The organism is Anabaena catenula FACHB-362, from assembly GCF_014698735.1.
Lineage (GTDB): Bacteria > Cyanobacteriota > Cyanobacteriia > Cyanobacteriales > Nostocaceae > Anabaena > Anabaena variabilis_A.
The window spans coordinates 193,431-212,775 of sequence record NZ_JACJTQ010000001.1 but is presented as its reverse complement, the minus strand read 5'-3'; the positions used below and the strand labels follow the sequence as shown (position 1 = coordinate 212,775).

Annotated in this window: 16 protein-coding genes and 3 pseudogenes; 7 read left to right on the top strand and 12 right to left on the bottom strand. The window is 36.0% G+C overall.

Translation table 11 applies throughout. The annotated features are described in order from the left end of the window. The first annotated feature begins 40 nt into the window (after positions 1-40). The 4 genes from H6G68_RS00990 to H6G68_RS00975 all read left to right on the top strand — a co-directional run bounded on the left by H6G68_RS00990 (position 41) and on the right by H6G68_RS00975 (position 4,789). Positions 41-2,200 carry a GTPase gene (locus H6G68_RS00990; RefSeq protein ID WP_190904946.1) on the top strand — a complete coding sequence of 720 codons (2,160 nt, stop codon included), beginning with the start codon at positions 41-43 and terminating at the stop codon, positions 2,198-2,200. A 21-nt stretch (positions 2,201-2,221) separates the two neighbouring features. Next, on the top strand, positions 2,222-3,883 hold the full coding sequence (locus tag H6G68_RS00985) for a GTPase (protein WP_190904945.1): 1,662 nt from the start codon (positions 2,222-2,224) through the stop codon (positions 3,881-3,883). 181 nt (positions 3,884-4,064) lie between these two features. Then, positions 4,065-4,337 (top strand): hypothetical protein, encoded by a 273-nt coding sequence (locus tag H6G68_RS00980; protein WP_190904944.1) that lies wholly within the window; start codon positions 4,065-4,067, stop codon positions 4,335-4,337. Next, the gene (locus H6G68_RS00975; protein ID WP_190904943.1) at positions 4,337-4,789 is read left to right on the top strand and encodes a type II toxin-antitoxin system VapC family toxin; all 453 of its coding nucleotides are present in this window, start codon (positions 4,337-4,339) and stop codon (positions 4,787-4,789) included. The genes H6G68_RS00980 and H6G68_RS00975 overlap by 1 nt, the downstream gene beginning before the upstream one ends. Positions 4,790-4,836: 47 nt before the next feature. On the opposite strand, the gene H6G68_RS00970 is transcribed toward H6G68_RS00975, so the two are convergent. Then, positions 4,837-5,469 carry a retropepsin-like domain-containing protein gene (locus tag H6G68_RS00970; protein WP_190904942.1) on the bottom strand — a complete coding sequence of 211 codons (633 nt, stop codon included), beginning with the start codon at positions 5,467-5,469 and terminating at the stop codon, positions 4,837-4,839. 112 nt (positions 5,470-5,581) lie between these two features. Then, a pseudogene (locus tag H6G68_RS27840) lies at positions 5,582-5,680 on the bottom strand (chorismate-binding protein); the annotation flags it as partial. 154 nt (positions 5,681-5,834) lie between these two features. Between H6G68_RS27840 and hemB the strand changes: the two are divergent. From hemB to folE, 3 genes are all read left to right on the top strand, one after another. Continuing rightward, entirely contained in the window at positions 5,835-6,830 is a 996-nt protein-coding gene (hemB, locus tag H6G68_RS00960) for a porphobilinogen synthase (protein WP_190904941.1), read from the top strand. A gap of 262 nt (positions 6,831-7,092) precedes the next feature. Then, positions 7,093-8,103 (top strand): CobW family GTP-binding protein, encoded by a 1,011-nt coding sequence (locus H6G68_RS00955; protein ID WP_190904940.1) that lies wholly within the window; start codon positions 7,093-7,095, stop codon positions 8,101-8,103. A 106-nt stretch (positions 8,104-8,209) separates the two neighbouring features. Beyond that, the gene (folE, locus tag H6G68_RS00950) at positions 8,210-8,860 is read left to right on the top strand and encodes a GTP cyclohydrolase I FolE (RefSeq protein ID WP_190904939.1); all 651 of its coding nucleotides are present in this window, start codon (positions 8,210-8,212) and stop codon (positions 8,858-8,860) included. A 92-nt stretch (positions 8,861-8,952) separates the two neighbouring features. Here the strand turns inward: folE and H6G68_RS00945 are convergent. The 10 genes and pseudogenes from H6G68_RS00945 to H6G68_RS00900 form a co-directional block, all read right to left on the bottom strand. Next, positions 8,953-9,111, bottom strand: a pseudogene (locus H6G68_RS00945) (chorismate-binding protein); the annotation flags it as partial. A 41-nt stretch (positions 9,112-9,152) separates the two neighbouring features. Then, positions 9,153-10,358 carry a PDDEXK-like family protein gene (locus H6G68_RS00940; protein WP_190904938.1) on the bottom strand — a complete coding sequence of 402 codons (1,206 nt, stop codon included), beginning with the start codon at positions 10,356-10,358 and terminating at the stop codon, positions 9,153-9,155. A gap of 129 nt (positions 10,359-10,487) precedes the next feature. Continuing rightward, entirely contained in the window at positions 10,488-10,949 is a 462-nt protein-coding gene (locus H6G68_RS00935) for an HNH endonuclease (protein ID WP_190904937.1), read from the bottom strand. Then, on the bottom strand, positions 10,946-11,179 hold the full coding sequence (locus H6G68_RS00930) for a hypothetical protein (protein WP_190904936.1): 234 nt from the start codon (positions 11,177-11,179) through the stop codon (positions 10,946-10,948). Before H6G68_RS00930 ends, H6G68_RS00935 begins: the two co-directional genes overlap by 4 nt. Before the next feature lie 51 nt (positions 11,180-11,230). Continuing rightward, positions 11,231-11,353, bottom strand: a pseudogene (locus H6G68_RS00925) (chorismate-binding protein); the annotation flags it as partial. Continuing rightward, on the bottom strand, positions 11,349-11,831 hold the full coding sequence (locus tag H6G68_RS00920) for a PIN domain-containing protein (RefSeq protein ID WP_190904935.1): 483 nt from the start codon (positions 11,829-11,831) through the stop codon (positions 11,349-11,351). The gene H6G68_RS00920 and the pseudogene H6G68_RS00925, both read right to left, overlap by 5 nt. Then, positions 11,828-12,073 carry a UPF0175 family protein gene (locus tag H6G68_RS00915; RefSeq protein WP_190904934.1) on the bottom strand — a complete coding sequence of 82 codons (246 nt, stop codon included), beginning with the start codon at positions 12,071-12,073 and terminating at the stop codon, positions 11,828-11,830. The genes H6G68_RS00920 and H6G68_RS00915 overlap by 4 nt, the downstream gene beginning before the upstream one ends. 37 nt (positions 12,074-12,110) lie before the next feature. Then, entirely contained in the window at positions 12,111-13,625 is a 1,515-nt protein-coding gene (gene trpE, locus H6G68_RS00910) for an anthranilate synthase component I (RefSeq protein WP_190904933.1), read from the bottom strand. A 234-nt stretch (positions 13,626-13,859) separates the two neighbouring features. Next, positions 13,860-14,279 carry a photosystem I reaction center subunit II PsaD gene (locus tag H6G68_RS00905; protein WP_071191642.1) on the bottom strand — a complete coding sequence of 140 codons (420 nt, stop codon included), beginning with the start codon at positions 14,277-14,279 and terminating at the stop codon, positions 13,860-13,862. 258 nt (positions 14,280-14,537) lie between these two features. Continuing rightward, on the bottom strand, positions 14,538-19,307 hold the full coding sequence (locus tag H6G68_RS00900) for a WD40 domain-containing protein (protein WP_190904932.1): 4,770 nt from the start codon (positions 19,305-19,307) through the stop codon (positions 14,538-14,540). Between the last annotated feature and the right edge of the window lie 38 nt (positions 19,308-19,345).

The window sequence follows — 19,345 nt, the reverse complement described above, 5'->3', positions numbered from 1 at the left end:
TGTTATTTATAATGATGCTGAGTAAAAAAGATGCTGGTTTATGAATATTGATTTAGATGCGATCGCACACCACCTTAACCAATCTTTAAGCCTTAACGGTATTATAGGCGTTACCGCTAAAGTTTCCGTTAACCATGATTGTCTCAAAGTAATCCTAGTATCCCAAAAAACTAAAGAAATTACAGATAGAGGCGAACTATTACAATTCACTATCACATCACTACGTGATTTAAAATTAACTACTATTCAAACTGTCAAAATTCATGGACAGCAGATTAATAGTTTCGATTTAGATTGGTCATATAAATACAAGTATGGATTATCTTCAGAAAATAACTCTAATTATTCCCAAGATAATCAAACTAAACATCAAATTAAAAAACAAAATACTACATCTAATAATCCGGTTAAAAGAGGTCAGATAAAAGTATCTCAAGATGAATTTGAAGAGGCATTAAAAAAATGCTCAAAAATGGCTAACTCTGCTTATTATATTAGTATTAGATATGCAAAGAAAATAGAAATAGCAATTAAAAATTTTAATAGTAATATTGAAGCCATTAGCCATGAAATTTTGAAAATCAAAGGTTCTGAACAGTTCCAATTTGCAACGGAATTAGAACAAATACAGTTAGATATTCAAAAATTATCCGAAGATAGTTTAGAAGATTTGGTTATTTCTTTAAATCAGAAAAGAAAACATCTAGAAAATTTTACAGTTGCGTTATTTGGTAGAACAAAAGCTGGTAAAAGTACCTTACGAGAAACACTAACTCGCGGTAGTGGTAGTACAATTGGCAAAGGTTCACAACGCACCACCAGAGATGTAACAGAATATTCTTGGCAAGGTTTACGGTTACTTGATACACCTGGAATTGAAGCTTATAAAGGTGATGATGATACACAAAAAGCTAATAAAATCATTGATCAATCTGATATCATTTTGTTTTTAACCAGTGATGACTCTGTACAACCTGGTGAATTTCAAGCAATGGCACAATTACAACAAATCAATAAATACTTTGCTGTAATTCTCAATGTTAAATATGATATTTCTAATAAATTAGAAGATTTAAAAATGATCCTTGATATGCCAGAAATAGTATTTGATGAAGATAGGTTATCACAACAGAAAAATCATATTCAAAGTCACATTAAGGAATATTTGAATTTAGATAATGTAGATATAGTTCCTATTCATGCTCAAGCTGGTTTTTTAAGTACGCAAGCAGAATATCAAGAGTATAGCAGTCAACTTTGGGAGTTGAGTAAAATAGAGGAATTGTATGCTTTAATAGCCTATCAAATTTATACTAATGGTCAAAAGCTGAGGTTAGCAACTTTTTCTGAAAGTTTGGATTATTTTATAGTTTTAATTAATCAAAAATTAGCTGTTGCCAAATCTCAGTTATCTGTTCAGTTAAAAGTTATGGAACAGAAACAAAGAAAAATCGAAAAGATATTTACAGAAGTCGAAAAAGACGGTAATAAAAAAATTAAAGATAGATGTGACTCTTTATATGATTTGATTGAAAATGAAATAGGTAAGTTTGTTGATAATTATTCAGATAAAGATATCAATGGAAGACAGAGAGAATGGAAGAGAATAGTTAATGAAAAACATATTGAGGAAACAATGACATCTTGCATAGATGAAATATTTTCAGATTTAAGAGAAAAACTCCAGGAATTTGAACAGGAATATGAATATGATATTAAAAATATTCAGATTGATATGGAAATGAATTTTAGTAACATCACCAAAGATGATACAGGAAAGTTAATAAAACGGGTTGGTGTAGGTATTGGTGCTGTGGGTGCAGCACTTTTTGTAGCAGCAAATTGGTGGAATCCAGGAGGGTGGGTTGTTGGAGCAGGGATAGTTACTACTGTTGCTAGTATAGGTACGAGTGTTGCTGGTGACAGGGAAAAAGCAGATGATGATAAAAATTATAAAAAGGATATTGCAAAAGAAAAAGATTCACTGAAAAAACAGGTAAAACAAAAAAGAGAAATTACAATAAAAGCCTATCAAGATTCATTTTCTGAGAATATAATTGAATATGAAATTAAAGTGGTTTCTCAAATGAAAATATATATTCAGGGATTATGGGAAATAATTCAAAAATTAGATGATAGTTGCCATGAAATTGCAGAAATAAACAAACAAATGCAAGAAGATTTTGATAAATTAAAATAACTACATCAGGAGAATAAAACAATGTCAAGTTTTCAATTTAATGCTAAATCCCAGAAAGTTAACCAACTTTGCCAAGAAACAATAGATATTTTAGAAATTCGGACAGAAGATGAAGTTAAAAAATTAGTTGATGATTTTCAAAATTTTTGGCAAGAATATCAACAACAGAAACAACTATCTATTGCTTTTATTGGACAGTACAATGCTGGTAAATCCACCTTAATTAAAGCATTAACTGGAGATGAAAGCGTGAGAATTAGTGCAGAAATATGTACTGATAAGGTTACAGAATATGCTTGGCAAGATGTATTACTATTAGATACACCAGGAATTTATGCAGGTAATACAGAACATGATGATATTACCCTAGAAAGAATTTCTAAATGTGATTTATTGGTGTTTGTCGTTCCCAATGAATTATTTAACCCCCAAGGTGCAGCATTTTTCCAAACCGTAGCTAACCAAATGCAAAGAGTTGGCCAAATGGTGCTAGTAGTTAATAAAATGAGTCGTGAATCAGGAAGTCCCCAAGATTTATTATCAACAATTACACAAGTTATAGAACCATATTATCCTCAACAATTCTACACCTGTTTTATTGATGCTGATTCCTACCTCAAATCTCAAGACCCTAAATATATCAAATATCAGCAATCTTTACAAACTAAATCTAACTTTAATGATTTTCTTGATTCTCTGCAAAAGCTAATTCAAAAAAATGAACTTTCCGCTAAATTAGTTACTCCTTTACATCGTGCTGTTGATACACTGGAGAAATCACTAAACTTTTTAAGTACAGGTGATAAAATAACCCGTGATTTATTGGAGATATTACGACGCAAAAAAGGCATAATAAAAGCATCTCAAACTAGAGCGAGAAACGCTTATTGTTCTGAATTAGCTAAACTTAAACATGAAGTGATCATGCTAGGTGAAAAAATAGCTAGTATGATTGATGGACACCATACTGAGGAAGAGATTAAGAGAGAACTAGAAAAAGTCACAAAAGAAATTACCACTTTGTCAGAGAAGATAATAGTAAAAATTCAAGTTGCTTTAGAAGAAGAATTAACAACTCTTCAAGATAAATTAGAAGAATTACAAAACTCTCCATTAGGTAAAACTATTGATAGGGAAATAACTATTAATTTAGTAGATGATAAAAGAATTAACGATCCAAATATTGCTGATAAATTTGGAAAATCAATATTAGAAAAACAAGGTGGTAAAATCCTGCAAGAACTGGGAAAATTATCATCCAAAGTATCCAGAGATTTAGTTTATAATATAGGAAAATTTCTGGGTTTTAAATTTAAACCTTGGGGTGCTGTGAATGGTGCTAAATTCATTAAAGGTTTCGGACCATTTATTGCTGGTGCTGGTGTCTTATTTGATGCAGCTATGACAGCAAAAGAAGAATACGATTATCAAGAAAATCAACGTCAGCTACGTAATGCTAGAAACCAGGTAAGAGAAGAGTTCAGAAAGGTAGCCGAAGAAATGGTAGAAAAGTATGAATTAAACATTGAAGAAGCTATAATTTTCTATGATGAGGAATTAAATGATATTGAAAATAATCAGCAAGAGTTGAGAAGTTTTGACCAGTCCAAACATGAGATATTAACTCAAATTGAGAATAAACGTCAGGAGATAAAGCAGGAGATTAAACAATTAGTCAAGTAGTAAATCTGAAATACATCCTGTCAATCCTTAAATCCTGGATATCCTGATTCAGACAATTTTGATTTAATGATTTTTGGAATAGAGTTTTCAGTACCCCGAATTTATGCTATAATTTTATCATTATCAAAAATCAATATTTATAAAATTAAAACATATTAATTGCAATTAGGTGGTCAAAATTATGAACTCTCTTGAATTAAGACAAAAAATCGAACAAAATTTATTAACGATTTTACCAGAAAATTTAAAAGTTATTGATGAATTTGTCGAATTTATTAAATATAAACAAGAAACAAATTTATCAGAAAAAACTAACTATAGGCCAGCTTCAGGAGGTTCAATTTTACGTCATGCTGGTACATGGGTAGGGGACGACTTAGAAGAATGTCTGGAGTTAGTCTCTGAAACCAGAGGTAAAGTGAAAATTAATAATCGTATTAATCCTTTTGAGTGATGTATCTTTTAGACACTAATCATTGTAGTTTAATTTTTCTGAAAAATCAGACGGTTCTTGATTATATACAGGAAGTTGGAGAAACGAATATAGCTACTACTATTATCACAGTAGGTGAGCTAACTTATATGGCAGAAAATTCTAGTTATAAAGAAGAAAATTTAACTCGTATTGAGCAATTTCTCGCAGATATTCGAGTTTATTATGTAGATGATGTAACTGCTAAAATTTATGGACAAATAAAAGCAGGATTAATTAACAAATTTGGATCAAAGCAAAAAACTAAACGTCAAACGACTAAAATCACTCAATTAGGTTTTGATGAAAATGACCTTTGGATAACAGCAATAGTAGTTCGTAATCAATTAACGTTAGTTTCGGCTGATACTGATTTTATCAGAATCAAAACTGTAATTAATTTTTCTTTAGAAAATTGGAGAGATAATCAGTAATTTACTGTCTGATATGACTTGCGCCACGCTACGCTATCAGACAATGTTTATGGCTGCAAATCTTCACGCCATGCAAAAATAATTTTCTCCTCAGCTTGCCTAAATTCAATATTGAATTTATCAAATACAACTTCTCTCCCTAACAGTAATTGTTCTCCACCTGTATTGGTTTGTAACCATGCTACAGGAGCAATAACATTATGTCCATCAATTGTCATTTCTACATTACGTAAAACATACTCAACTCTGCCACCTATAGTTTCTGCCAATAAAGTTGATTCTGCATCAGCTAAAGCATAGCCTAAATCTTGACCTACTTTCAAGGAAATTAAACTCAATTCAGCACCAGAATCTACTAACATTGTTGTAGAAAATTCTATATCTCTGTGCTTTAAATTAACACTATAATTTGGTTGCCAATCATGACGGGCAACGGTGCGAAAGCGAATTGGTAAAATTTCTATAGAAGCAGTGCGACGGGGAACTAAATAAATTAAAAACGTTTGTTTTGCAGCACTCGCTAATTCTAAAACTTCGCGTAAGTTTTCGCTATGTGCAATTATCCCATTGGCATTATAAGCAACATATTGATTTTTATATAAATCTAATAACATTTGGCGGTTACGGTTCAACCACTTGAGTATTTCATCGGTTTCGCTTTTAGAGGGTGTTGTATTCATATTCCTTACTCGTCTTTTTGTGTACGTAATTTATCAGCGCGCTACGCCAACAAAAATCAAATAGGAGTCCTATATACTTAATTTAACGCAAACAACGAATTGCTTCTAACAATCATCTGGCTTTATTTAGTGTTTCCTCGTACTCCTTTTCTGGATCTGAATCAGCGACTAAACCTGCACCGACTTGGACTGTGACGGTATGATTAGGCAATATCATAGACATCATGTGGTTAGTTAAAACTTTTACAAACAGTTTCAGAGTTAACACTAAGCCTATGGCGATATTAAAGGTTTCATTCCTCAACCCAACTTGCATCTGTGTTGAATTAGAGTATAATAACGATTATCATTTTAAATAAAATTTAATGTCACCCGTAGATTCATCACACCTATTCCAGCGTCCCCGTCGTTTGCGTCGCACTGAAACCCTACGAAAAATGGTGCGGGAAACGATTTTAACTGTAGATGATCTGATATATCCCATGTTTGTCATGGAAGGAGAAAAACAGAAGGTAGAAATCCCATCTATGCCGGGGTGTTATCGCTATTCTCTAGATTTGTTAATTAAAGAAATAGCAGAAGTATTTGAGTTGGGAATTAATGCTGTTGCACTTTTCCCAGTTATCCCAGAAGACCAAAAAGACGACACAGGTACAGAAAGCTACAACCCAAAAGGCTTAGTACAAGAAACTGTCAAAGCCATTAAAAAAGCCGTTCCCGAAATCATCGTTATTACCGATGTTGCCCTTGACCCTTTTACTACTCATGGTCATGATGGTTTAGTCGATGAAAACGGTACTATTTTGAATGACCCCACCGTAGAAGTGTTAGTAAAAATGGCACTTTCCCAAGCCGCAGCGGGAACTGATTTTGTTGCCCCTTCTGACATGATGGATGGTAGAATCGGGGCAATTCGCAAAGCTTTAGATACTGAAGGTTATATAAATGTAAGTATTTTGGCGTACTCCGCAAAATACGCTTCCGCCTATTATGGCCCATTCCGGGACGCTTTAGATTCAGCCCCAAAATTTGGCGACAAAAAGACCTATCAAATGGACGCAGCTAATAGCAAAGAAGCTTTAAAAGAGGTGGAATTAGATATTGCTGAAGGTGCAGATATTGTCATGGTCAAACCAGCATTAGCATATCTAGACATAGTATGTCAAGTAAAAGCAGCGACCAATTTACCAGTGGCAGCATACAACGTTAGTGGTGAATACGCCATGATTAAAGCGGCGGCTAAAAATGGCTGGATTGATGAGAAAAAGGTGATTTTAGAAACTTTAACCAGTATGAAACGGGCTGGTGCTGATTTAATTTTGACTTATTTTGCAAAAGAAGTGGCTTTGATGCTGTTGTGATTGGGGATTGGTAAGTACTCCGACAGAATTAATTACACACATTTGAACAGATATTTAAATTCTGTCGATGTCTTGTATTTTTCCAAAAATTGAGTTTTTTCAGCCAAGTTGTCACATTCAGACTTTTTTGCGCTATATTGATAACGATTCTCGTTTTAATTTCATATGGTCAGTTCATTAACCTAGTCCCAACACAGCTTAAACCTGCTTGTTTGACTAATTTCAAACAAAATTCCAGAATTTTCATTAACGAGGTTTAAATATGACCACTCTCACACAACAAACTTCAAACCCAAGCATTGATATTCCCAAGCTGGGAATGCCTGTAACTATCATTACGGGATTTTTAGGAACTGGTAAAACTACGCTTTTAAATCAAATTCTCAAGAATAAACAAGATTTAAAAGTTGCGGTACTTGTAAATGAATTTGGTGATATTAATATTGATAGCCAATTGCTAGTTTCTGTAGACCAAGATATGGTAGAACTCAGCAATGGCTGTATATGCTGCACAATAAATGATGGTTTAGTTGATGCTGTTTATCGGGTTTTAGAACGAGAAGAACGCATTGATTATCTGGTTATTGAAACTACTGGTGTCGCTGACCCACTACCAATTATTTTAACTTTTTTGGGTACGGAATTGAGAGATTTAACAAAAATTGACTCGATTCTGACAGTAGTAGATGCGGAAACATTTAATGAAGAACATTTTCAAAGTGAAGCTGCTTTAAAACAGATCACCTATGGAGATATTATTCTTCTGAATAAAACAGATCTTGTTCCTTCAGAAAAACTGCAAGAAGTAGAAAATTTCATCCATGATTTGAAAGATTCTGCGAGAATTCTGCATACTAAATATGGAGAAGTTGCGTTACCGCTTATTTTAGATGTTGATTTAACTCCTATAGATGAGTATATTGCTATTGATGATAAAGATACTCATCATCATGAACATGAACATCATCATCATCACTCTCATCATTTAGAGAATGATGGTTTTATTTCGATTTCTTTCCAAAGTGATAGACCATTTGATGTGCATAAATTTGAGAATTTTCTGACTGAAGAAATGCCGCAAGATGTATTTCGAGCTAAGGGCATTTTATGGTTTAGTGATAGTGAGTTGCGCCATATTTTTCAACTGAGTGGACCCCGTTACAACTTACACGCTGATGAATGGCAAACTTCACCTAAAAATCAGGTGGTTTTTATTGGCAGAAAGTTGAATACTCAGGAAATTTACACAAAACTTAATGAATGTCTGTTATGATTAAGATATGTTAATAATCATTCACTTTGTAAGTTTCAAACAAAAGTGAAGTGTTTGCTAATCTGCCGTTAATCAGTTCATAACTTATACCGCTCAAACATAGCAAATGACTCTATCGATTAGTCCCGATATAAATTCTGTTGCTCAATTAGTATCATCTATATCTACTCAGCAACAGCCAACTGTCACAGAAGCAGAAATGGTTCAGGCTGTACGTACTTTGCTGATTGGATTAGGAGAAAATCCTGATCGTGAAGGGTTAAAAGACACTCCTAAACGAGTTGTAAAAGCTTTGCAGTTTCTCACCAAGGGATATGATGAATCTTTAGATGAACTCCTCAATGGAGCAGTTTTCAAAGAAGATGCCAATGAAATGGTATTAATTCGGGACATTGATATTTTCAGTTCCTGTGAGCATCATATCCTACCGATTATTGGTCGCGCTCATGTAGCCTATATTCCCAATGGTAAGGTGATAGGATTATCTAAAATTGCGCGCATTTGTGAAATGTATGCACGACGGTTGCAAGTGCAGGAACGTCTCACAGTGCAAATTGCTGACGCACTGCAAGGGTTACTCAAACCCCAAGGAGTTGCTGTAGTTATAGAAGCAACTCATATGTGTATGGTAATGAGGGGTGTGCAGAAACCTGGTTCTTGGACTGTGACTAGTGCCATGCGTGGCGTGTTTGCAGAAGATGGTCGGACTCGTGAGGAGTTTATGAATTTGATTCGGCACAGCGCCAATTTTCACTAAACATAACTAGTTGCTGTTGGCGTTGATTTATTATATTTGGCACTTGTGGTGTGGAGACAGAAAAATTTTTTGTCTCTACTTTTTTATGAAATTCACCGCAAACAACGAATTGCTTCTAATAATCCTCTGGCTTTATTCAGTGTTTCCTCGTATTCCTTTTCTGGTTCTGAATCAGCTACCAAACCGGCTCCTGCTTGGACTGTGACGGTATGATTATGCAGTACCATCGTCCGAATTGCGATTCCTTCGGAGCGCTTCTCTACGAGACGCTACGCGAACGCTATCGCACTATTCAATTATCATTCAAAATCATCTCTATATTTTCACTGATTATCTTCTCTATAGATACAAAGTCATTTTCAATAAAATCATTCCAAAAATCCAGAATTTCTTTTCTTATATCCTCAATATCCACATCTTCATAATTGCTTTTTCTTAAAATTTGCAGATTATAAATAGTTATTCTGTCTTTATTTATCTGCTTTTTTGTTGGTTTAAAAAGTTTTGAATACTTTGGATTGTGTGCTAATTCAAATATATTATTGCGAACATTTTGATTGTTGTTGATTGGTCCAATTTGGAGTATAACTTTAACATCATCATAACGATAGTCGAATTTAAAATAAATAGAACACTTAGGGAACTTATTTTCCCAGTCTCTAGGACCAAAGTCTATACTTCCTGGGTAATAATCTACAAATATTTTCTGAGAGTCAATATATGGTTTTAGTAATTCCTTTACTAATTTATCAATTTTCTCAGATAATATTTTTGATTGTAAATCTGGACGATGTTCAAATATTAAATCAAGAGCTTGCTTATGCTTAAAATAAATTTCGCGGCAAAGTTCTGCAATTTCTGAATCACTCACAATATGTCTCCTAATTAATGTAGAATAATGTCTCATGAATGTGTAAATATCTGCACCAAGAGTAGATTTATGACTTATACAAATACTATCAATTATTTCAACCACTTTATAGTAGTTGTAAATTCTCCAATTTGGTTCAGATGGTGGACTTCCTTCCGGGGTTAAATAAATAAAAATTGCTTGACACCCCTTATAGTGTCTGTTAATAGTATCTTCGTATTTTTTTAGTTGATTTGAATGTTCTCCAGAATAAATTTTATTTTCTATAACACATACTAATTTATGCCGTGGTGAATGTATGAGAATATCAATATAGTGCTTCTCACGACTAACTTCCGCATCTGTCAAATCAGCTATATCTATATCAGCATGACGAATTGTATCTATAGGGTTATCCTTTTCTAAAAGCACGCGCTTCAGAAATTGCTTCAGAAAGACATCACGAAGTCTATGGGTTTGAGATGGATCTAAAAGAAATGCTAAAAAATTTGAATGCCTAATTTCTTGTCTTACTACACCAATAGCTTCAAAAATATTGAACTCAGCTAGTTTTTTTTCTAGTTCTTCTAAATCTTCATTGTCAACTATAAAACTTTCTAGTAATTCTCGTTGTTTGTCTGAAATCAAATTTCACCCCGCCCAAATTCCAAAATTTTACCTAAACAGAGATTTATATTATTTCACAAGAAATTCATGTCATTAAATATACTTCTTTCTTTCATATTTTTGTTAATTATTTTGAAATAAAAACCATCTCTAGGACTCTAACGCTTGACACGGATCTTCATCAGGTGGATGTAAAGCAGCTTTTACCCAAAAACCTCGCGCACTGCGGATAGAATCATCTTCTGTATATCGCTCATCATTAAGATCAAGTCGCTTACAAGTAGCTCTACCTGTGGGAGTTATTCCTAAAATGGTTTTACCGTCAGCACTCCAGACAAAATGATCTGACCATTTTTGTTGAAGGGGATTAAATAAAGGGGTAATGGCTTGTGTTTTTGGGTCAATTCCTGCTAAAAATTTGTAGCGGCGTTCATTGCACCGACGACAAGCTAAAGCTAAATTATCAATATCATCAGCACCACCCAAAGATTTAGGTATTACATGATCTAAGGTGAATCGAGTTGTAGAAATGCGCTCTGGAGAGTGACAATACTCACATAGATATTTTGCCCGTTTACGCACTAATTCCCTGGTAATATCGTCAATAGTCATACTTGAGCTACTAACATCGCATTGATGTGAGTGAAAATTCTGTCTAATTCTCCAATAGCTTCCAATTCTATAACTTCCTCTGAAGTCAGCAAATCAGCTTTTTTTCTATCCAAAAGTTCTTCCATTCGCTTCTGGAGTTCATCATTAAATTTAAATAAATTGAATTTATCTACTTTTTCAACTTTAATCTGACCAAGTAACGTTGAAGGTCTACTAATAGCTGGTATCATAGTTTAGCTCCAGTATTGATTTTAATTTCCCTTCTTCGTAGGAAATAGAGTTCACCGCAAAGAACGAATCGCTTCTAATAACCTTCTAGCTTTATTCAGCGTTTCCTCGTATTCTTTTTCTGGTTCTGAATCAGCTACCAAACCGGCACCGGCTTGGACTGTGACGGTGCTATTCTCCTGCAACTATTAAAACTTCTGCATACAACTGTTCACGAATCCAGAAGCCATTAGCAATCAAATCATCTAATATCGGTTGTACTAGTGGAATAAACCCTTGTTGTCTAGCAGCTAGTACAACACCTAAGAGTCCAGTGACCTGTAAACCAGACCTTATTGCCTCATTTCTACCTTTTCGTTCATCAATAATCAGTCTATCAGCATTTAACTCCAGAGCAAGAGCTATCGCTTCCGCTTCACCTGGATCTAAAATTGTTTGTAGAGTCTGAACTAGGACAATATTTCTAACTGATATAACTTGAATCCAATCGAGAGTTTGAAGTGCTAGTGTACCTGGATCTGTACTACCAGAAGCAAGAATTTCCTGATAGACTGTCGGTGGAATGATTATATTCCCATAGAGTTGCTGCAACAAAGTTAACTGTCCAATCGCAGCGAGGTTACTGATAGGTGATGTATTGCTAATAATAATCATCGCCAATTATTAGCTTCCAAACTCTTTATATCCTCCCTGAATTCAGCAATATCATAGTGAATGGGAATTTTTCGACTAGCAAGTAATCGCTGAAACTCGAGTTGATTCATTCCTACAAAATGACTTGCTTGCCCTAAAGTAAAACGTTCTTGTTCAAAGAGCAAAATTGCTATTTCTTGAATTAATTCTTTGTCAGACATTTGGATTGTCTGCAAGACTTCATCTGTGATAACAATACTCATATCTCTATTCTCCTGCGGGGATTCAATGGGTTAAAGTTTATCGCAAACAACGAATTGCTTCTAATAACCCTCTAGCTTTATTCAGCGTTTCCTCGTATTCCTTCTCTGGTTCTGAATCAGCGACTAAACCGGCACCAGCTTGAACTGTCACGGTATGATTATGCAGTACCATTGTCCGAATAGCGATCGCACTATTTAATTGTCCTTCAAAATCATAATAGCCATACACACCTGAATACACACCCCGGCGACTTGGTTCTAATTCGTTGATGATTTCCATCGCCCTGATTTTCGGCGCACCGCTAACTGTACCGGCTGGGAAACTGGCTTTAAGTAAATCCCAGGCTGTTTTGTCATTTGCTAATTTACCCACCACATTACTGACAATGTGCATGACATGGGAATAGCGTTCCACTACCATTAATTCATCAACTTTAACACTACCGCTTTCGCACACACGCCCTAAATCATTGCGTCCTAAATCAACTAACATGACGTGTTCAGCAACTTCTTTGGGGTCTTGAAGTAAATCTTCAGCGAAAGCCGCATCTTCTTGGGTTGTCTTCCCTCTTGGTCTTGTCCCAGCAATGGGGCGGACTGTGGCGATTATACCCCCATCAGGGTCGCATTCTGCTTTCACCATGACTTCCGGACTAGAACCGATAATTTGCCAATCCTTAAAGTTAAAATACGCCATGTAAGGTGAAGGATTGATTTGGCGTAAAGAACGATAAAGGGCGAAGGGATTCCCTGTATATTCTGTGGATAAGCGTTGAGAAATTACGACTTGGAAGATATCACCAGCTTTGATATATTCTTTAGCTTTTTCAACACTGGCGCAAAATTCTGGACGGGTAAAGTTGCTGGTGTATTCCTCTATTCCTGCTTTGGGCTTGTTTCCAGGGGCTGTCCAAGCTAATTGGGTATTTTGTGGCGATAAGGGTAAAGATAGCTTGCTGACCATTTCCTGAATGCGATCGCCCGCCTGTTGATAGGCTACCTCTAAATTAACATTTGGGTCACGTAAATCCGAATATGCGATCGCCCAAATTTTCCGCTTTACCTGGTCAAAAACCAACAGGTGGTCTACCTGCATCCACAATCCATCTGGTATATTACGGCTATCTTGGGGATGAATTGGTACACGCGGTTCAATCCAATTAATTAATTCATAACCCCAAAACCCAAATAAACCGCCAATTCCTGAAGGTAATTCTGGTAATTTTACTGGGTGATAGGGTGCTAAACATTCAGCTAAAACTGTAAAAGGATCGCCGGTAAAAACTTGCTCAGAACCATCTCGATGTGTTTGAGTAGTTTTATCACCTCTGGCTTCCAAAATCCACAGAGGATCACAACCCAATAAACTATAACGCCCTATTTTTTCTCCACCTTCCACCGATTCTAATAAAAAGCTATAAGGTTGATCCGCACATACTTTATACCAAGCAGAAACAGGAGTATCTAAGTCAGCTACCCATTCCTGATATACAGGGACAAAATTACCTTGTTTAGCTAGTTCTGTAAATTGGTGGAAATCGGGGAAAATCATAAATAATTAAAAATTAACAATTAACAATTAAAACTTAAAAATTAACAATTACGAACGAGTTATTGGCAATGGGTAATTGGTAAAAGTTTTTCTTTTTCCCCATTACCCATTAACCACTACTTAACGATTAATTCACAACGGCGTAAATCAACCAACAATTAAAAATTCGTGAACAGCTTGTTGAGTCTGCTTTTTTAATTTTTAATTGTTAATTTTTAATTCCGCCCTGCGGTACTATGCATCGTAAGTAGCTTTACCACTGAACTTCAGTTGTGCAGGACTGGGGTTTTGACCAATTCTGCGGGGTACAAAGCGCACTTTATCACGACCAGCATTCACTTTTTCTGGGAACACACCATCAGCTGGGTGAATGAAAGTGGTTTCACCGCTGGGAAGAATCCGGTAAATTTTGTAGTCTGTGATTTTGAATTTCCGGAGTTGGCCGCCCAAAGCGATACCATACTCTTTCCGAGCGATATAAAGCAGGTTTTCGCCTTTAACCATTGTGGCAGCGCCACCTGTAGGCATTTCAAAAACTTGCTCTTTAGGGCTAGTCCAGGTGATAGCGTACTTTTCTTCTTCTTGTGCTTTTTTCAGCAATCCGCCAGTGCTGCCACCGAAAAGTGGAGTTTTACCAGTAAGAGTGTCTGCCATAAGAGGTTGTCTCTCAACGTTTTTAGGGCATACTAACATCGTAATTGAGCTAATATTGCGATCGCGTCATAGACTGTAACAGTTTTTAGTGATTGAGTCTGGCCAAAGGCTTCAGAATGTTAGGTAAACGCACAATAGAACAATTTTTGAGAATCAATCTAGAATTTACATTACATTACATAACTTTAAAAATCTTTACAAAAGCTACATTTTGTTAATTCCCAGCGCAAGCTATACCAACAAAAATCAAATAAGCTTTTAAACATTATCTCTATAAAAATCATAATCTTTCTTCTTATCTTCAAATCTATATTCACGATTATAATGATCATCAGGATCATAACCAATATCTCCCACAAAACAGAAGGATATTGCTAAATTTAAGGTTCTAGTTTCAAAATAAAACTTGTCCTGGGGTGACATTTTTTGGAAATCATTTTTAAACTTCTTCCACTCCCTTTGATTATGGCTATCCATATATCCATCTTGTTTTTGTAAGCGATTCAGCAAATCATCTTTTTCAATTATTACCGTATTTGCATCTTCTTCTTCAAATTCCAAATAAATCTCTTCCAATATTTTTCTTATTTCCTTGGGATATCGACCAGCTAAAGCTAAAAATGCAATTAATGTTTGCTTGTATTCTTGTTTCGGTTCTTGTTTCCATGTTGTATCATGAAGTACTGGAGTCCAGATAATTTTAATGATTTTGCAAATATTAATTAGTCGCTTTGCAGTTCTGGGAGTTAAATCAACGTGCTGACAAGATTCTGATATCCATGCGAACTCTTCAGCAGTAAATCTTTCACGTGTAACTAAAGGGTCTGTATTTGCAGAATGTTGTATTTTTCTATTCTTCTCTTTTGAATTATCTTCTTGAGTTTTTGGTTCAGAAATCCCTTTAACACCTGGATTTTTAGTGGGAGTATATACTGGTAAATGAAAATCATCCTCTGTTTGTTCATCACTATCAACAGGTATTTGTTCAAATTCATCTTGCTCTAAATTTTCTGGTAATTCTGTTAAAAAGCTACTTTCATAATTTAGTTGTTGTAAAGGGATACTATCTTCTCCTGTAGTTTGTTGGAAAAACGGATTTTCATCAGTTAATTGCTGGGAATTAGAGATGTTTTGACTGTCTTTTTTAGACTCTTCTTCAATATCTACCAAAGATTTTAAATAACTAACTGTCACATTTTTACTAATAGGCCGCATTCTGTAGGGAATTTGGATAATTTTCTCCAAATAGTCAACACCAGAAGGAGTACCACCACGTTTTAAAACTCCTCTATAATTGTGTTCTAAAGCACGACCAATATAACGGTCGTCTATTGCTAAGACAATGATAAAAATATTCGTATTTAACAATAATTGCACAGCTTCTAAAACTTCTACAACTTTCTTAGGAGGACAACGATCTAAATCATCTATATATAAAACTATTCTTGCCGGTCCCCTGGGGAAATATTCTTTAAGAACTTTGAGTTTTTCAGGATGGGTTTTTCCTGGCTGATAGGTTAAATGTTCAGATAAATCTGCCAAATCATCTTGAATTTGGTGCATTAAACCGAGCATTTTTTGATAAGAATCTTCTTCTAAACGGTTGTTAACAAAATCTACTAAAGATGTATATTGAGCAGTTAAACCAACAAGTTGTTTTTGTCGTTCTACCTGTGCTTGGAGTTTTTCAATTTCCTGCTGTTCTGTAGTTAGTGCTTGTTTAGCTGCTTCCTTTTCTTGATAAACTTGGTTTTTCTGTTGTTCAAAATCTTTCTCTTCAATTTTAGCTTGAATTTTCTTATCTTTCTCAGCAGCTAGTTTCTGTTTCTCCTGTTTTACGCTTTCTTTTGCTACTTGGAATAATCTGCTAGTTTTAGCTTGAAAAACTCGTAACTTCTTATATATTTCAACTCCAATCCCTATAGCGGGAATTGTGGAAATTGTCGTCAACCAAAATTTTAAAGCTGAACTTATTTGTTTAATAAATGGTAAGACAGTAGGTAAAATATAAACTATGATTGAATAAAATATAAATGGTAAAGACGTTGCGGCTACAAATATGAATACTATTTTTTTATCTTTTTTAATAAATTCGATAAAACCAACTATTTTACTAGGTTGTTCTTCTACATAATTCTTGATCCTCCCGGACTTTTTAATAATATCCTCTATTGTGCTATCTTTATTTTTAATTAAATTTTCAACTTGATCAATTAGATTAGATTTTTCTAATTGATCTAAATCTTTAACAATCGGGATTTGTGTTTCTAAATCTTCCCGATTTTCAAATCCATAGGAATTGAGAAAATCTTTGCAAATAAAATCACCAAAGTCATCTTTACTCAGTTCTTTGAGTTGAGTTAAAAAGACAATGACTATAGATGTATTTTCAAATTCTTGATTTACTTTCCTTTCTATAATTTCTTTGTCTTTGTCAACTTCCCTCTCAACCTCTGCAATTTTTTGTTTAAATTCGCGCTCAAGTTCTTGATTTTTAGTTTTTAGTTCTGCTTCTAATCGTTGTAATTCTTCTTCCGTGCGTTTTAACTTCTCCTGTTCCTCTTGTCTCACTTCACTGAGAATATCCCAAAGGGCATTACCATCAGCATTTTTTTCTTTTAACTCAGCAAATACTTCTTCACTCAATTTGTCTTCTAATATTGTCTTTCTCTCACTGTCATTCATCTGATTGAGAACACTCCAAATCTCACCTCCTGCTAAATCAGAAACTTTTCCAACTTCTCTTAACTGCTTTTCTAAAGTTAATTGACGGTCAAGTTGATCAAAAATAGTCTGCATTAAACTTGCCCACAGGTCAGATTTAGCATAACTCCAGGCATTAAATTTGATTTGGTAAACATGACCAACATAAGGAGAAAGATTTGGTTCATCTCCCACATCACCCCATGTTTGTTTTGCAGTTATTTGTTGACAGCGAATTTTAGTAATTTGTTTTTCGATGAGGTGCATTCCAAAAGATTTTCCGCTACCCCAACTACCTAAAATTGCCACCGCTAAAGGAGGTTCAAGACTCCGCAACATTAATACATCAGCTAAAGATTGCAGTTCCTTAGCCACATCTAGAGAGTCTTCACCGCTGGGTTGGTCATTGCGGAAAGCCTGGGGAACACGACGAATATTAAATCTTTGCCAACGCCAAACCTTGATACCATCTTCACCAGCACTGATAATGTAGTCTCCCAGTGGGTCAAAAGCGACAGAATAAACCTTTTCTTGTTTTCCTATTTCTATTTGGCGCTTGCGCTGGGGGTCGGAAATATCCCACAACCGTACTGTCTTGTCATAACTGCCACTGACAACCGTACTACCATCGGGACTAAAGGCTACTGACCTGACACCATTGGTATGACCAGAAAATGGTTGACCGATGGCTTGTCCTGTACTGACATCCCACAACCGCACTGTCTTGTCACTACTGCCACTGACAACCGTACTCCCGTCTGGACTAAAGGTTACTGAGGTGATAGGTTCTGTATGACCTGAGAATGGTTGACCGATGGCTTCTCCTGTACGGGCATCCCATAACCGCATTGTATTGTCGCAACTGCCACTGACAACCATACTCCCGTCGGGACTAAAGGCTACTGACCTGACAGAACTTGTATGACCAGAGAATGGTTGACCTATAGTTTCTCCTGTACGGGCATCCCATAACCGCATTGTGTTGTCTCTACTGCTACTGACAACCATACTCCCGTCGGGACTAAAGGCTACTGACCTAACAGAACTTGTATGACCAGAGAATAATTGACCTATAGCTTCTCCTGTATTGACATCCCACAACCGTAATGTGTTGTCTCTACTGCCACTGACAACCATACTCCCGTCGGGACTAAAGGCTACTGACATGACAGAACTTGTATGACCAGAGAATAATTGACCTATAGCTTCTCCTGTATTGACATCCCACAACCGCACTGTGTTATCTTCACTGCCACTAACAACCATACTCCCATCGGGACTAAAGGCTATTGACCTGACAGAACTTGTATGACCAGAGAATGGTTGAGCGATCGCTTTGCCTGTGATGACATCCCATAACCACACTGTTTTGTCCCTACTGCCACTGACAACTATACTCCCATCAGCACTGAAGGCTACTGAGGTGACAGAATTTATATGACCAGAGAAAGGTTGAGCGATCGCTTCTCCTGTATTCACATTCCACAACCGCACTGTGTTATCTTCACTGCCACTGACAACGGTTTTGCCGTCGGAACTGAAGGCTACTGAGTTTATAGGATCTGTATGACCAGAGAAAGATTGACCTATAGCTTCTCCTGTATTGACATCCCATAACCGCACTGTGTGGTCTTCACTACCACTAACCACCGTATTGCCGTCGGGACTAAAGGCTACTGACCTGACAGGTTCTGTATGACCTGAGAATGGTTGACCTATAGCTTCTCCTGTATTGATATCCCACAACCGTAATGTGTTGTCTCTACTGCCACTGACAACCATACTCCCGTCGGGACTAAAGGCTACTGAATTAACAGAATATGTGTGACCTGAGAATGGTTGACCGATAATTTCTCCTGTATGGACATCCCACAACCGTACTGTGTTATCCCAACTGCCACTGACAACCTTACTGCCATCGGGACTAAAGGCTACTGAGTTAACATAACTTGTATGACCTGAGAATGTTTGACCTATGGCTTCTCCTGTATAGACATCCCACAACCGCACTGTTTGGTCATGACTGCCACTGGCAACCATACTCCCGTCGGGACTAAAGCCTAGTGACCTGACAGGTTCTGTATGACCTTTGCAGCTTAACCACTTTTGTCCAGTTAGCACATCCCAAATTTCTATTGTGCCATCTTCTAAACCCACGGCAATGCGTCTCCGTCCGTGGGGTGATATGGCTACTGCCCTTACTGCACTCTGAAACTCGGCAAAGGGTTTTTCAGGTTCTGGGGTTCCTGCTTCTGTGCCAGGTTCGATTGCTGGGATTATGAATTGTTGACTGCTGATTTCTTGTTGACCTTGGGGTGCTTCCATGCCAGTAGTGTCACCAGTTTAGTTGTGTGTGGGTGTTA

Excerpts from the sequence above, each read along its gene's own strand:
- H6G68_RS00930 (WP_190904936.1), bottom strand. The coding sequence starts at position 11,179 with ATGATACCAGCTATTAGTAGACCTTCAACGTTACTTGGTCAGATTAAA.
- H6G68_RS00935 (WP_190904937.1), bottom strand. The coding sequence starts at position 10,949 with ATGACTATTGACGATATTACCAGGGAATTAGTGCGTAAACGGGCAAAA.
- H6G68_RS00905 (WP_071191642.1), bottom strand. The coding sequence starts at position 14,279 with ATGGCAGACACTCTTACTGGTAAAACTCCACTTTTCGGTGGCAGCACT.
- H6G68_RS00970 (WP_190904942.1), bottom strand. The coding sequence starts at position 5,469 with ATGAATACAACACCCTCTAAAAGCGAAACCGATGAAATACTCAAGTGG.
- H6G68_RS00990 (WP_190904946.1), top strand. The coding sequence starts at position 41 with ATGAATATTGATTTAGATGCGATCGCACACCACCTTAACCAATCTTTA.
- folE (WP_190904939.1), top strand. The coding sequence starts at position 8,210 with ATGACTCTATCGATTAGTCCCGATATAAATTCTGTTGCTCAATTAGTA.
- H6G68_RS00955 (WP_190904940.1), top strand. The coding sequence starts at position 7,093 with ATGACCACTCTCACACAACAAACTTCAAACCCAAGCATTGATATTCCC.
- H6G68_RS00915 (WP_190904934.1), bottom strand. The coding sequence starts at position 12,073 with ATGAGTATTGTTATCACAGATGAAGTCTTGCAGACAATCCAAATGTCT.
- H6G68_RS00975 (WP_190904943.1), top strand. The coding sequence starts at position 4,337 with ATGTATCTTTTAGACACTAATCATTGTAGTTTAATTTTTCTGAAAAAT.
- hemB (WP_190904941.1), top strand. The coding sequence starts at position 5,835 with ATGTCACCCGTAGATTCATCACACCTATTCCAGCGTCCCCGTCGTTTG.
- H6G68_RS00980 (WP_190904944.1), top strand. The coding sequence starts at position 4,065 with ATGAACTCTCTTGAATTAAGACAAAAAATCGAACAAAATTTATTAACG.
- H6G68_RS00900 (WP_190904932.1), bottom strand. The coding sequence starts at position 19,307 with ATGGAAGCACCCCAAGGTCAACAAGAAATCAGCAGTCAACAATTCATA.
- H6G68_RS00985 (WP_190904945.1), top strand. The coding sequence starts at position 2,222 with ATGTCAAGTTTTCAATTTAATGCTAAATCCCAGAAAGTTAACCAACTT.
- trpE (WP_190904933.1), bottom strand. The coding sequence starts at position 13,625 with ATGATTTTCCCCGATTTCCACCAATTTACAGAACTAGCTAAACAAGGT.
- H6G68_RS00920 (WP_190904935.1), bottom strand. The coding sequence starts at position 11,831 with ATGATTATTATTAGCAATACATCACCTATCAGTAACCTCGCTGCGATT.